The sequence below is a fragment of the Dehalococcoidia bacterium genome (assembly GCA_003597995.1).
In the GTDB taxonomy this organism is placed as follows: Bacteria; Chloroflexota; Dehalococcoidia; order Dehalococcoidales; family UBA1222; genus SURF-27.
The window spans coordinates 40,429-54,137 of record QZJY01000059.1 but is presented as its reverse complement, the minus strand read 5'-3'; the positions used below and the strand labels follow the sequence as shown (position 1 = coordinate 54,137).

Below are 13,709 nucleotides of genomic sequence, written 5' to 3'. Positions count from 1 at the left end.
ACTCAAGCCAAAACGTTGTCGCGCAAAGCCATCGTTGAAGAGTCTTTAGCCGCTCGCGGTATAGTGTGCGTAGTTGAAAGCATGGAGCAGGCCGTCGAACTGGCCAACCGCTATGCCCCCGAACATCTTTGTCTATATGTGAAACGCTATAAGGATATTATCGATAAAATCCACAACGCTGGATGCGTCTTCGTGGGAGACCATCCCACTGTCGTCATGGGGGACTACGTCGCCGGGCCCAGCCACGCCCTGCCCACCAGCGGCACGGCACGCTTCGCTTCCCCGCTCAATGCCACCGATTTCGTGCGTCTGATGAACCTGATAACAGTGGATAAAACCATGATGAAAAAGTACGGCCCGGTGGCCGCCACTCTGGCGACATCAGAAGGGCTGACGGCCCACGCCAGGGCGGCAGAGTCTGGGAGTGACAAAGTGTAGGCGGCATAAGCGAGAAAATTATGGATAAAGAAAAGGGAATCGAGCGTTTTGTCCGACCCGAACTGACGGGTTTCCGGGGTTATTCAGCCTGCAAATCGACTGACGTAATAGCGCGGAAACTGGGCATACCAATTGGGCGCGTGGTCAAGGTGGACGCCAACGAGAACAACTACGGGCCTTCGCCCAAAGTGGCGCGCGCCCTGAAAGAATTTAACGGTTATCACGTCTACCCGGATGCGGCGCAGACCGAGCTACGCGAACTGCTTTCCAAATATACGAGCATGCCCGCCGAGCAGATAGTGGCGGGGGCAGGCAGCGACCAACTGATAGACCTGCTGGTAAAACTGTTCGCTCAACCGGGTGATGAAATTATCAATATGGTGCCCAGCTTTGCCATGTACCGCTTTTACGCCGACCTCTACGGCGCCACTGTTGTGGAAATACCGCGCGACGCTAATTTTCACATCGATGTTAAAGCTATCATAAAGGCCGTCACGCCAAAATCTAAGCTCATTTTCTTGGCCAACCCCAACAACCCCACCGGGACGATGACTCTCCGTGAAGATGTACTGGCATTATTGGAGACTGGCTTACCGCTGGTGGTTGACGAGGCTTATTACGAGTTTACCGGTGAAACCGCACTTCCTCTGATGGCCGAGTATCCGAACTTGATGGTGCTGCGCACTTTCAGCAAATGGGCAGGACTGGCCGGACTGCGCATTGGTTACGGCGTTTTCCCACGACGCATAGCGGATTACTTGCACGGTATCCGCGACCCCTACAATGTCAATGTGGCGGCGCTGACGGCGGTGCGCGCGTCGTTCCAGGACATGGACTACCTCATGGGGAATGTCAAAAAGATTGTCGCCGAGAGGGAGAGGTTGTACAAGCGGTTTGAAGAACTCAAATGGCTCAAACCCTATCCGTCAAAATCCAATTTTATTCTGTGTGACCTGCTCGAAGGTAATGCCAAAGACGTACAGCAGACACTGGAAAATAGGGGCGTGCTCGTACGTTACTATGCCGAACCGCGACTTAAGAATTGTCTGCGTTTCAGCGTAGGCAAACCGGAAGAAGACGATATCTTGCTTAAAGCTCTTAAAGAAATCGGGAGGTAAAACATGTCGAATCGCTCAGCCACTATCAAGCGCGAAACCAAAGAGACCAGCGTTAATCTCAAACTCAACTTGGACGGTACTGGCCGTTATGAAACCGTGACTGGCATACGCATGTTCGATCATCTGCTGTCGCAACTCGCCAGACACGGGGCTTTCGATATCAGCGTTTCGGCCACCGGGGATGACGCGCACCATCTAGTTGAAGATGTGGCTATCTGCCTGGGTCAGGCCTTCTTAGAGGCGCTAGGCGAGCGACGCGGTATCGTGCGCATGGCGGATTCAACTGTGCCTATGGACGATGCCCTATCGATGGTTGCGGTGGACATAAGCGGGAGGGGCTATGCCGTGCTGGACATGTCTTTCGCCGAAAACGACATGATGGGGTTCCCCAGCGACCTGATACGTCATTTTCTGGAAACGTTGGCCAGCGAAGCGCGCATGAACCTGCACGCGCGCACGCTTTACGGCACTAACGACCATCACAAGGCCGAGGCCCTCTTCAAGGCGCTGGGCAAGGCGCTGGATAAGGCTACCCGCATAGACGAGCGCAAGGCGGGAGAGTTGCCGTCAACCAAGGAGTGGATGGAGAAATAGCCTCCAGATTCTATTGGAATCCAGTTAGAGCTAGGCCAGCTTCTTGCCTGTCAACCTCTTGAAGGCTGTCTCATATCTTTTGGCTGTGCTGGCGATAACCTCATCCGGCAAGGCGGGCGCGGGAGGCTCTTTGTTCCAGCCCGATTTTTCCAGCCAATCTCTTAGCGGCTGTTTGTCGAAGCTGTCCTGCGGACGGCCCGCCTCGTAGCGCTCGATGTCCCAGAAACGGCTCGAATCCGGCGTTAGCAGTTCATCGATAAGAATCAAATCACTGCCATCGAGCCCGAACTCCATCTTGGTGTCGGCGATAATAAAACCACGCGTCCTGGCATAATCCCTTGCGTAATTGTAAATGGAAAGACAGGTGGCCATAAATTTCTCCGCAAGCTCGCTACCGAACATTTTACGTGCTTCGGAGATAGTCATCGGCATATCGTGACCGGCATCGGCCTTGGTGGTGGGCGTGAAAATAGGTTCGGGCAGTTCCTGACTTTCCACCAGCCCTGCGGGCAGCTTGATTCCGCAGACGGTGCCCTCCTTCTTGTATTCCAACCAGCCGGAACCGGCCAGATAACCCCTGGCGACACACTCGATGCTTAGTCGTTGGGCCTTCTTGACTACCATGGAACGTCCAGCCAGATAACCAGGGAATTTAACCTTGCTCCCCTGCGGCAGGTAGCGCTCTAGTTTGGATTTTTTAGTAACCGGCTCCACGACGTGGTTCGATATGATGTGAGCCGTTTTCTCGAACCAGAAGGCCGAAAGCTGGTTGAGCACCTTACCCTTATTTGGAATCCCGGCAGGCAGCACGACATCGAAAGCCGAGATGCGGTCGGTGGCCACGATGAGCAGATGCTCCCCCAGTTCATACGTGTCGCGCACCTTGCCGTTTATGAAGGTCGGTAAATCGAGTTCACTCTTGAGAAGAACGCCTTTTTGCTGGTCCATGTTATATCGCCCCCGGTGCCAGCCTGCTTTTAGCAGCGTTCGTCATCTTGTTTTTCCACTGACTTTCAGTGAGTCCCAGACGTTTGAAAATGGTGTCCACGTGAGCTAGATAGAAGTCATAATCGAAAATGGCCTCAAGCTCTTCTTTGGAGATGCGCTGCATCAGCTCTTTGTCTGCTTCCAGTAGAGTCAAAAACTTTTTGCCACTGCTCCAGCTTTCCATGGCGCTCTTCTGCACGAATTTATACGCCTCCTGGCGCGAGATGCCTTTGTCGATAAGCGCCAGCATGACCCTCTGCGAAAAAACCAGGCCTTTGGTAAGTTCGAGGTCTTTTTTCATATTTTTAGGATAGACGTTGAGGCCGTTTATAATAGAAGTGAACATGGTTAGCGTGTAGTCCAGCAACAGGCAGGCGTCCGGCAAAATGACGCGCTCGGCGGACGAGTGGCTTATGTCGCGCTCGTGCCATAAGGCCACGTCTTCCATTGAGGTCAGGGCATAGCCACGCATGAGGCGCGCCATGCCGCAGATTCTCTCGCACAGTTCCGGATTGCGCTTGTGAGGCATGGAGGAGGAGCCGGTTTGCCCTTCCTGGAAGGGTTCCTCGACCTCGCGCGTCTCCGTTTTCTGCAGCAGGCGGATTTCGGTGGCGAACTTCTCAAGCGAGGCCGCCGTGATGGCCAGTGTGGTGACGAACTGTGCATGGCGGTCTCTTTGGAGTATCTGGTTGGAGATGGGCGCGGGGGTCAGCCCTAGCTTGGCGCAAGCGATTTCCTCGACCTCCGGAGGCACAGTGGCGTACGTTCCCACAGCGCCGGATATCTTGCCGAAAGCGATGACTTTGGCCGCTTCGTCCAGGCGGTGGCGGTTGCGCTGCATCTCTTCCATCCACAGGGCCAGTTTGAGGCCAAAGGTGGTCGGTTCGGCGTGTATGCCGTGGGTGCGGCCTATCATAAGTGTGTATTTGTGCTTGATGGCCATAACGGCCAGAGCCGCCACCAGGTCTTTCATATCCTGGCTGAGAATTTTTGAAGCTTCCACCAGTTGTAAAGAGAGCGCCGTGTCCATAATGTCGTTGGAGGTGAGTCCGAGATGGATGAAGCGTGCCTCCGGCCCGATGCTTTCGGATACGGCCCCCAGGAAAGCGGTCATGTCGTGGTGCGTCTCGGCCAGTATCTCCAGCATGCGCTTCTGGTTGCAACGCGCCATCTTTATTTTGGGAAGTGAAGCGCGAGGTATACGGCCTAACTCAGTCCAGGCGTCGCATACGGCGATCTCTACGTCCAGCCACTTGCTATATTTGTTCTCGTCGGACCAAATCCGTTTCATCTCGGGACGGCTGTAGCGTTCTATCATCTCGGCCTCTCTTTATCCCGCGGACAATTCCTGGCGGTACTTATCATAAGTCAGGCGAATGTTATCGTGTTTCAGCCCCAGTATCTCCGCTGCCAGAAAGGCCGCGTTTTTGGCTCCGGCACCACCGATAGCCACGGCGGCCACCGGAATTCCCGCTGGCATCTGCACGATGGCGTAGAGGGCGTCCACACCCTTGAGCTCGCTCGATGCGATGGGCACGCCTATAACGGGCAGCGTCGTCCAGCTAGCCAGCACGCCGGGCAGGTGGGCCGCGCCTCCGGCGGCGGCGATGATGACTTCTATGCCGCGCCCTCGGGCCTCCTGGCCGAACTGGCGTGCCTTTTCAGGCGTGCGGTGCGCCGATATGACGTTCACCTCGTACTCGATGCCCAGTTTTGTAAGTGTGTCCAGGCATGGCTGTACGGCCTCGCTGTCTGATTTGGAACCCATGACCACGGCTACTAATGGCATAATTCACCTCGCGTCAGAATTAAAAAGCTGCGATGTCCTTGCGGTAATGCGCGCCCTTAAAATCAATGCGCGAAATATTATTATAAACTTTTTGGCGGGCCTGAGCTAGCGTCTCGCCCGTGGCGACGACCGTCAGCACGCGCCCTCCGGCGGTTACCACACGGCCTGATGAATCAAGCTTTGTCCCGGCGTGAAAAACCATGACATTCGGGTCCACGTTCTCCAGCCCGTTAATGGGGAAGCCCGTCTCGTAATGCCCCGGATAACCCCCCGAGGCCATCACCACGCCGACGCAGGTTTTTTTACTCCACTGGATTTTCTGTCGGTCCAGTTTCTTCTCAACAACGGCCAGGGCGATTTCGGTCAGGTCTGTTTCCAAACGCGGCAGGATGACCTGAGTTTCCGGGTCTCCCAGGCGGCAGTTGAACTCGATGGTCTTCGTGCCATTTGAGGTAATCATCAGACCGCCGTAAAGCACTCCTGAGTAGGGAGCTCCCTCTGCGGCCAGTGCCTTGATGGTGGGACGCATGATTTCGCGCATGGCCCGCTCCCCAAGCTCTTCGGTATAGAAATCGGGCGGCGAGAAGCTGCCCATGCCGCCGGTGTTGGGCCCCTGGTTGCCGTCGAACACGCGCTTGTAGTCGCAGGCAGTTACAGGAGGAGAAAGGGTTTTGCCATCGGTGAAAACAAAAACGCTCATCTCGCGGCCCGTAAGATACTCCTCGACGACTACCTTTTCCCCCGCAACCCCGAAAGCCTTATCCTGCATCATGGATTTGAGTGAAGAGAGAGCTTCTTCCACGCTTTGCGCGATAACTACTCCCTTGCCGGCGGCCAGCCCGTCGGCCTTGAGGACGATGGGCGGCGTTTGCTGTTTCATGTAAACTGAGGCTTCATCGAAGGATGAGAAACTGCGGCTCTGCGATGTGGGTACGCCGTATCTGTGCATCAAGTCCTTGGAAAAGATCTTGCTGGCCTCTATTCTGGCGGAGGCACTGCTGGGGCCGAAGATGGGGAGTCCAGCTTTCTGAAACTCGTCCACGATGCCATCCGCCAGCGGCGTCTCGGGCCCCACGAAGGTGAAATCCACTTTGTTCTGGTGCGCTGCTGCGATGAGAGAGATGATGTCCGTAGCATTAATCTGGAGGTTGCTGGCGATCTGCGCGGTGCCGGCATTACCCGGCGCAACGAAAATTCTCTCTATATTGCGGCTCTGTAACAACTTCCAGACGATGGCATGTTCCCTGGCGCCGCTGCCGATTACCAAAATTTTCATAATTTGCTCTTACCTAATTTTATCATTAAGTTACCCCCAAAATGGAAGGGGCGAGTAGAAAAATTAATTGTTGTTAATTCCCTCGCCAGAGGCCTAAAAAATTACTCCTCTCCCTCGACGGGGGGAGAGGATACAGGTGAGGGTGAGACTCTAGATTTAATGACTACTCCCTCACTCTTATCTCTCCCGCGTGGGAGAGAAGAATTGTCGCTTGGAAAATCTCCTTTGTATTCCCCCTTTCGCCAAAGGGGGAGAACCATTTACTCTTCTCCCTTTCACAAAAGGGAGATTGAGAGGGATTTTCCTAATCTCAGGTAGTTCTTACTCAAAGGAGGCAAATGGCTTATACCGTCCTCTTGCCTATCTGAAAACGCCCGTGCCATGCCGGGTCGTACATCTCATAATTGCCATCCTCTCGAAGATACAGAAAGCGCTGGGCAGGCGTGACGCCGGCATAGTGGTGGTAGGAAGCCGGCAGGTTCACTGTGTGCGAGAGCATTTCCTGCCAGATATTGTCGTCCGTCCAGTGGCCCTGGCGCTTGACCACATTGAAAAGCTCTTCCGCCGAAGCCCTCCCCGCCGATTTGGCCAGTGCGTTGCGTATAGCGCCACTGCAGGTCTCAGGCTCGTAGGTGCGGCCCTTACCCATTATGACCATAGGCTTTGCCTCCTTATTCCCACTCAATAGTGCCGGGGGGTTTGGAGGTGATGTCGTACACCACGCGGTTGACGCCGGGCACCTCGTTGACGATGCGGGTGGAGATGGTGGCCAGCACGTCGTAGGGCAATCTGGCCCAGTCGGCGGTCATGGCGTCGTTACTTGTGACGGCGCGTATGGCTATGATATAGCCGTAAGTACGGAAGTCGCCCATGACGCCCACACTCTTACTGTCGGTAAGTATGGCGAAGCTCTGCCATAGTTGGCGGTAGAGGTTGGCCTTCTTGATTTCGTTCATGACAATCCAGTCGGCGGCCTTGAGGATGTCCAGCTTTTCACGCGTCACCTCGCCGATGATGCGGATGGCCAGACCGGGACCGGGGAACGGCTGCCGCCACACCATTTCTTCAGGCAAGCCCAGCTCCAGACCTACCTGACGCACTTCATCTTTGAAGAGGTAGCGCAACGGCTCGATGAGCTTGAGTGTCATGTTGGAAGGCAGCCCGCCCACGTTGTGGTGTGTTTTAATCTTGGCAGAAGTCGTGCTCACTGACGAGGTGCTCTCGATGACGTCGGGATAGAGCGTGCCCTGCGCCAGAAAGTCTATCTTGCCGAGCTTGGCGGCTTCTTCCTCAAAAACCTTGATAAACTCACTCCCGATGGCCTTGCGCTTGGTCTCCGGGTCGGTGACTCCCTTGAGCCTCTCCAGAAAACGGTCGGTAGCTTCGATATAGATGATGTTCATGTGGAGGTTATTACGGAAGACCTCCAATGTGCGGTCAGCCTCCTGGCGGCGCAAGAGGCCGTTATTAACGAAGATGCAGGTGAGATGGTCGCCGATGGCATGGTGAATGAGCGTAGCCACTACGGAAGAGTCCACACCGCCGGAGATGGCGCTGATGACCTTGCGGTTGCCCACCTGTTCGTTGATGCGTATCATGCTTTCGGTGATGAAGTTGCCCATGGTCCAGTTGCCCTGGCAATGGCATATCTTGTAGACGAAGTTTTTCAGAATAGTAGCCCCGTAGAGGGTATGCGCCACCTCGGGATGGCATTGTAAACCGAATATCCTGTCCTCGCTGCCCATGACAGCCACCGGCGAGTTCTCGGTATAAGCAAGCGGTCTAAAGCCAGGCGGCATTTCCTCGATGCGGTCGCCGTGGCTCATCCAGACGGGTGAGGATTCAGGCAGTTCGGCGAAGAGCGGCGAATGCGTGTCGCCGATATGCAGCACAGCATGGCCATACTCCTTTTTCTGTCCGGCGGCCACCCTGCCTCCAAGTTGCTTGGCGAGCACCTGCATGCCGTAACAGATACCCAAAACTGGCAGGTGCTTTTCATATATATAGGAGGGGGCCATGGGAGCGTTCGGCTCATAGACGCTGGACGGGCCGCCGGAGAGGATAAAGCCTTTGGGGTTGAGAGCGGCGATTTTCTCCCATGGAGTGTCATGGGGTACTAACTCGCAATAGACGTGCAGTTCGCGCACGCGGCGAGCGATGAGAAGGCTGTACTGTGAGCCGAAATCGATGACGATGATAGCCTCGCGCTCCGCGCCTGAGACGGCTTTGCCTGCGGTTACCGGCTGCTGGCCGCCTTTTTCCTTGGCTATCTCCAGGTAAGCCGAGACCTCCAGGTCTCCGCTGGTGCGTATGCGGGGGATTGGCTCTTTTGGTTTGGGGGTATTTTCTTCAGTCATATTTTTACGCTGTAGATTAGCATTATGCTATACTGATGGTCAAGTAATCCGGAGATATTTTACGGTTGTCTTCTTTGCAAAAAGCCACGTCGAAAACCGTTCAACAAGGCATAAGTTTGCTCAAAGAAGGACGTTCCGTAGCCTTCCCCACCGACACCGTTTATGCCCTCGGCGCTCCGATAAATGATGTCGCCTGCATCAAGAAAGTCTATGAGATTAAGCAACGGCCGCTCAGCATGCCCCTGCCTATTTTGCTGGCGGACTCCGATGACATCGGCCTGGTGGCGCTGGAGGTCTCGGACATAGCCAGGGCGTTCATGCGCGAATTCTGGCCGGGGGCACTTACGCTCGTCTTTAAAAAAACGCTTTTTGTCCCAGACATAGTCACTGCTGGAGGCCCGACGGTGGCTGTGAGAATTGCCGCTCATCCGCTGGCCATTGAGATTGTAAAAGGCGTAGGCGTGCCCCTCATCGGCACCAGTGCCAACATCCACGGCAAACCCAGCCCTACCACGGCACAAGGCGTCGCCTCACAGATAGGCGACAAAGTCGAACTGATTATTGACGCCGGAAAGACGCCGGGCGGCGTCGAGTCCACTATACTAGATATGAGCACGGATAGACCCAGGATTTTACGGCAGGGAGCCGTCGCCCGCGCCACGCTCGAAAAGTTCTGCCGCATATATTGAGGACAGATATGAAAGTAGCCATAGGCAGCGACCACCGTGGCCTTGAAATGAAAGCGGGGATTACCAGTCTTTTGTCCGAAATGGGGCACGAGCTGCAGGACTTCGGCGCGTATGATACGCAGAGTGTGGACTACCCGGACATCGCACAGACGGTAGGAGAAAAGGTCGCCGCAGGCAAGTTTGAGCGCGGTATTCTCATCTGTGGCACTGGCATCGGAATGAGCATTGCCGCCAACAAGGTTAAAGGCATCCGTGCCGCTCTGTGTTGTGACACCTTTATGGCGGAACGTGCTCGCTTGCATAACGACGCCAATATTTTATGCCTGGGCGCGGAGAGAACTCCCAAAGCCACCGAAATCGTGCGCACCTTTTTAACCACGAGATATGAAGGCGGTCGCCACCAGAATCGACTGGATAAAATCGCAAAGATGGAGAGCGATCAAACCCATCCTGCATAGTTAAAGAAGTAAATTTCTTGACACTCCAATCGTGGCTGTGATATTTTAGAGGTCTCTTTCGGTGGGTTTTGGAAGCGAATCCGTCCCACAAGGGCGGATTTTTTAATTTTCGGAGACGACGATGAAAAGCGAAGCCATTAAAAAAGGCATTGAGAGAGCGCCACACCGTTCTTTACTGCGCGCCTTGGGCGTCAAGCCTGAAGAGATGTCGCGCCCCTTCATCGGCGTGGTCAACAGCTTTACGGAAATAGTACCCGGACACGTGCACCTGCGCGAGCTGGCCCAAGCCGTCAAGGAAGGCGTAAGACACGCCGGCGGCATGCCGTTCGAGTTTAACACCATTGCTGTCTGCGACGGCATCGCCATGAACCACGCCGGCATGAAGTTCAGCCTGCCTTCGCGCGAGCTGATAGCCGACACAGTAGAGGTAATGGCGCAGGCGCATGCCTTCGATGGACTGGTGTTTATCCCCAACTGCGACAAGGTCATCCCCGGCATGCTAATGGCCGCCGCCCGGCTCAATGTGCCTGCTATATTTGTCTCAGGAGGCCCCATGATGGCGGGCCATTTACAAACCAAAGAAGGCGTTAAGAAGGTGGACCTCAACTCGGTTTTTGAGGCTGTGGGCAAGGTGCTAAAGGGCCAGATGAGTGAGCCGGAACTGGAATGCCTGGTGAACGCCGCCTGTCCCGGTTGCGGCTCATGCGCCGGCATGTTTACCGCCAACACTATGAATTGCATCACAGAAGCCCTGGGAATGGCACTGCCCGGCAACGGTACCATTCCCGCCGTAGATGAAAGGCGCTGGAAGCTGGCCTGGCAGGCCGGCGAACAGGTCATGAAGCTGCTGGCCACCGGCGTCAAGCCCAAGGACATCATAAACGAAAAATCACTGGAGAACGCCTTTACCGTGGATATGGCGCTGGGCGGCAGCACCAACTCTGTGCTGCACCTCATGGCTATCGCTCATGAAGCTGGCGTTGAGTTTTCGCTGCAGCGCATTAATGGAATAAGTGAGAAAACACCTTGCCTGACCAGCTTGAGGCCGGCAGGCAGTTATCACATAGAAGATTTGGATCGCGCCGGCGGCATACCGGCGGTGATGAAAGAACTCAAAAGCCATCTGAACCTCGACCTCAAGACGGTCTCTGGCCGCACCGTGCTGGATATCGTTACCCACGCCACCGTCGAGGATGCAGATGTCATCCACTCGGAGAAAACGGCCTATTCCGCCAAAGGCGGCCTGGCCATCCTCTTTGGCAACATCGCTCCGGAGGGGGCGGTGGTCAAGCGTTCCGCCGTGGCGCCGGAGATGATGGCGCACAAAGGCCCCGCCCGCGTTTTCGAGTCTGAGGACGAGGCTACAAAAGCTATCATGGCAGGTGCCATCAAAGCGGGGGACGTAGTGGTCATCCGCTACGAGGGTCCCAGGGGCGGTCCGGGCATGCGCGAGATGCTCACACCTACCTCGCTATTGGCGGGCATGGGCATGGATAAAGTAGTGGCACTCATCACCGACGGGCGCTTTTCGGGTGCCAGCCGCGGAGCTTCCATCGGACACGTAGCGCCTGAAGCAGCTTTGCGCGGGCCCATCGCCGCCGTACGTGAAGGCGACATGATAATGATAGATATTCCAAATTGCAAGCTGAACGTTAACCTGTCCGACAAGGAAATAGCGCAGCGTCTGGCGCAAGTTATGCCTTTTCAGCCCCGAGTGACCGGGGGCTACCTGGCCCGCTATGTGGAAAAGGTAACCTCGGCGAGCCATGGAGCGGTGCTGGCTTAGGAGCGTGGAAATATGAAGATGACCGGCTCGCAGATAGTTTGTGAAAGCCTGCTCAAGGAAGGCGTAGACGTTATATTCGGCATTCTTGGCGGACAAATTTTGCCCTTGTATGACACACTTACCCAGTATCCGCAACTGCGACATATCCTGGTGGGTCACGAACAGGGGGCAGCGCATGCCGCTGAGGGTTATGCCCGTGCTACTGGCAAAGTGGGTGTGTGCTTTGCCACTTCGGGGCCGGGGGCTACCAACCTGGTTACCGGCATTGCAGATGCTTACCTTGATTCTACACCCATAGTGGCTATCACGGGCCAGGTAGGACGACCTTTCATCGGCAAAGACGCCTTCCAGGAGATAGACATAACGGGCATTACGTTGCCTATCACGAAACATAATTATATGGTAACCGACGTCGCAGATATGGCCAAAACCATAAAAGAAGCCTTTTATCTGGCGAGGACAGGCAGGCCGGGTCCAGTACTGGTTGACTTACCCAAAGACATGCAGGTGGAACAGGCAGAGTTCAACTATCCTTCAAAGGTAGACCTGCCGGGGTATAAACCGACGCTCACAGGCCATCCCGCGCAGATAGCCAAGGCTGCCAAGCTGATTGCCGGAGCCAAGAAACCGGTAATCATCGCCGGGCGAGGCATAATTATCTCCGGGGCCTACGCCGAACTCAAAACGCTCGCTGAAACGGCTCAAATGCCTGTTATCACCACCTTGCTGGGCATCAGCTCCTTCCCCGAGTCTCATGTCCTCTCCTACGGCTGGCTGGGCATGCACGGCATGGCCTATGCCAACATGGCTGTGACGGATAGCGACCTTATCGTCGCTGTCGGCATGCGCTTCGACGACCGCGCCACCGCCAAAGTGAGCGGGTTCGCCCCGCATGCCAAAATCGTGCACATCGACATCGACCCGGCAGAAATCGGCAAGAACGTGCGCGTTGACGTACCCATCGTGGGCGATGCCAAAACGGTACTCAAGCCGCTCAACAAATTGCTCGTACCTTTAGACCATACCGAGTGGCTGCACCAGCTGGACACCTGGCGTAAGGAGCATCCTTCGCTCTCCATACGCGAGTCCGAAGGACTCTTGCCACAGTACGTTGTCCGCAAGATCTGGGAAGTCACAAAGGGCGATGCTATAGTAGTTACCGGCGTGGGCCAGCACCAGATGTTCGCCGGTCAACACTTCTTCTATGACAAGCCCAATAGCTTTATCTCGTCCGGCGGGCTGGGCACTATGGGCTTTGAGCTGCCAGCTTCTATGGGAGCCAAGGTAGGTAAACCCGACGAAACAGTATGGTGTATCGCCGGCGACGGCAGCATCCAGATGACCATACAGGAGTTGGCTACCGTTTCACGTGAGAATATAGCTATAAAAATAGCAATCCTCAACAACAACTACCTGGGTATGGTGCGACAATGGCAACAGTTCTTCTATGAGAAACGATACATGGCCACGCCTCTGCATTGCCCCGACTTTGTAAAACTAGCAGATGCCTACGGCATACCGGCACAGAATGTCAAAACCAGAGAAGAGGTCGTACCGGCTATACAGAGGGCTATGGCCATCCCCGGCCCCTATATCATTAACTTCGAGGTCGAGTCGGAAGAGAATGTATATCCCTTCGTTCCGCCCGGAGCGTCCCTGCACGAGTTCATCGAGGAACCCAAAAAGGAGGTACCGGCATGGTCTCGTCGCAGCACATTATAATGGCAATGGTATCCGACAAACCCGGCGTCCTTAACCGCGTGGCCAGTTTATTCCGCCGCCGGGGTTTTAACATTGAAAGCATCGCTGTGGGAGCCAGCGAAGTCCCCGACGTTTCACGTATGACCATAGTGGTTGATGGAGCAACCACGCTGGTGGAGCAGGTGCGCAAGCAGCTGGACAAGGTCATCGATGTCATCAAGGTCTCGGACATTACCGGCGAGAGCACTATCATGCGAGAACTGGCGCTTATCAAAGTGAAGACCACTACCAACACGCGCAGCGAGATAATGCAGATAGTAGACATTTTCCGCGCCAAGATAGTGGATGTGGCTGTTGATTCTTTGACTGTGGAGGTCACCGGGGATGAAGCCAAGGTAACTTCGTTGTATAATCTCTTAAAGGGCTTTGGCATCAAGGAGATCAGCCGGACCGGCGTCATCGGCATGACGCGCGGGGGCATTGTCCAGGCCACCTCGGAAGAAGAATCTCAATAAA

At 55.2% G+C, this 13,709-nt stretch carries 14 protein-coding genes; 8 read left to right on the top strand and 6 right to left on the bottom strand.

Going from position 1 to position 13,709, the window contains the following annotated elements:
* Positions 1 to 15: 15 nt before the first annotated feature.
* Genes C4542_07955 through hisB form a run of 3 tightly spaced genes read left to right on the top strand, consistent with a single transcriptional unit; the run spans position 16 to position 2,150 of the window.
* The gene (locus tag C4542_07955) at positions 16 to 438 is read left to right on the top strand and encodes a hypothetical protein (GenBank protein RJO60922.1); all 423 of its coding nucleotides are present in this window, start codon (positions 16 to 18) and stop codon (positions 436 to 438) included.
* A 20-nt stretch (positions 439 to 458) separates the two neighbouring features.
* On the top strand, positions 459 to 1,556 hold the full coding sequence (gene hisC, locus C4542_07950; GenBank protein RJO60921.1) for a histidinol-phosphate transaminase: 1,098 nt from the start codon (positions 459 to 461) through the stop codon (positions 1,554 to 1,556).
* 3 nt (positions 1,557 to 1,559) lie between these two features.
* On the top strand, positions 1,560 to 2,150 hold the full coding sequence (hisB, locus tag C4542_07945) for an imidazoleglycerol-phosphate dehydratase HisB (GenBank protein ID RJO60920.1): 591 nt from the start codon (positions 1,560 to 1,562) through the stop codon (positions 2,148 to 2,150).
* A gap of 30 nt (positions 2,151 to 2,180) precedes the next feature.
* Here hisB and C4542_07940 read toward each other — a convergent pair whose 3' ends face one another.
* From C4542_07940 to C4542_07915, 6 genes are all read right to left on the bottom strand, one after another.
* Complete coding sequence (locus tag C4542_07940; GenBank protein ID RJO60919.1) at positions 2,181 to 3,098, bottom strand: phosphoribosylaminoimidazolesuccinocarboxamide synthase; 918 nt, start codon at positions 3,096 to 3,098, stop codon at positions 2,181 to 2,183.
* 1 nt (position 3,099) lies between these two features.
* A complete protein-coding gene (locus tag C4542_07935; protein ID RJO60918.1) occupies positions 3,100 to 4,455 on the bottom strand; it encodes an adenylosuccinate lyase in 1,356 nt (451 codons plus the stop codon).
* Between the two features lie 12 nt (positions 4,456 to 4,467).
* Positions 4,468 to 4,926, bottom strand: a complete 459-nt coding sequence (purE, locus tag C4542_07930; protein ID RJO60917.1) for a 5-(carboxyamino)imidazole ribonucleotide mutase — start codon at positions 4,924 to 4,926, stop codon at positions 4,468 to 4,470.
* Positions 4,927 to 4,945: 19 nt separating this feature from the next.
* Positions 4,946 to 6,202 (bottom strand): phosphoribosylamine--glycine ligase, encoded by a 1,257-nt coding sequence (gene purD / locus C4542_07925; protein ID RJO60916.1) that lies wholly within the window; start codon positions 6,200 to 6,202, stop codon positions 4,946 to 4,948.
* A 343-nt stretch (positions 6,203 to 6,545) separates the two neighbouring features.
* Complete coding sequence (locus C4542_07920; GenBank protein RJO60915.1) at positions 6,546 to 6,860, bottom strand: hypothetical protein; 315 nt, start codon at positions 6,858 to 6,860, stop codon at positions 6,546 to 6,548.
* 13 nt (positions 6,861 to 6,873) lie between these two features.
* Entirely contained in the window at positions 6,874 to 8,559 is a 1,686-nt protein-coding gene (locus C4542_07915; GenBank protein RJO60914.1) for a glutamine-hydrolyzing GMP synthase, read from the bottom strand.
* A 56-nt stretch (positions 8,560 to 8,615) separates the two neighbouring features.
* Here C4542_07915 and C4542_07910 point away from each other — a divergent pair, with 56 nt between their 5' ends.
* From C4542_07910 to ilvN, 5 genes are all read left to right on the top strand, one after another.
* A complete protein-coding gene (locus C4542_07910) occupies positions 8,616 to 9,248 on the top strand; it encodes a threonylcarbamoyl-AMP synthase (protein ID RJO60913.1) in 633 nt (210 codons plus the stop codon).
* Between the two features lie 8 nt (positions 9,249 to 9,256).
* Positions 9,257 to 9,706, top strand: coding sequence for a ribose 5-phosphate isomerase B (gene rpiB, locus C4542_07905; GenBank protein RJO60912.1), 450 nt, complete (start codon positions 9,257 to 9,259; stop codon positions 9,704 to 9,706).
* A gap of 121 nt (positions 9,707 to 9,827) precedes the next feature.
* Positions 9,828 to 11,492, top strand: coding sequence for a dihydroxy-acid dehydratase (gene ilvD, locus C4542_07900; protein RJO60911.1), 1,665 nt, complete (start codon positions 9,828 to 9,830; stop codon positions 11,490 to 11,492).
* A 12-nt stretch (positions 11,493 to 11,504) separates the two neighbouring features.
* Positions 11,505 to 13,214: a biosynthetic-type acetolactate synthase large subunit gene (ilvB, locus tag C4542_07895; GenBank protein ID RJO60910.1), complete on the top strand. Its 1,710-nt coding sequence runs from the start codon at positions 11,505 to 11,507 to the stop codon at positions 13,212 to 13,214.
* A complete protein-coding gene (gene ilvN / locus C4542_07890) occupies positions 13,190 to 13,708 on the top strand; it encodes an acetolactate synthase small subunit (GenBank protein RJO60909.1) in 519 nt (172 codons plus the stop codon). The genes ilvB and ilvN overlap by 25 nt, the downstream gene beginning before the upstream one ends.
* Position 13,709: the final 1 nt, after the last annotated feature.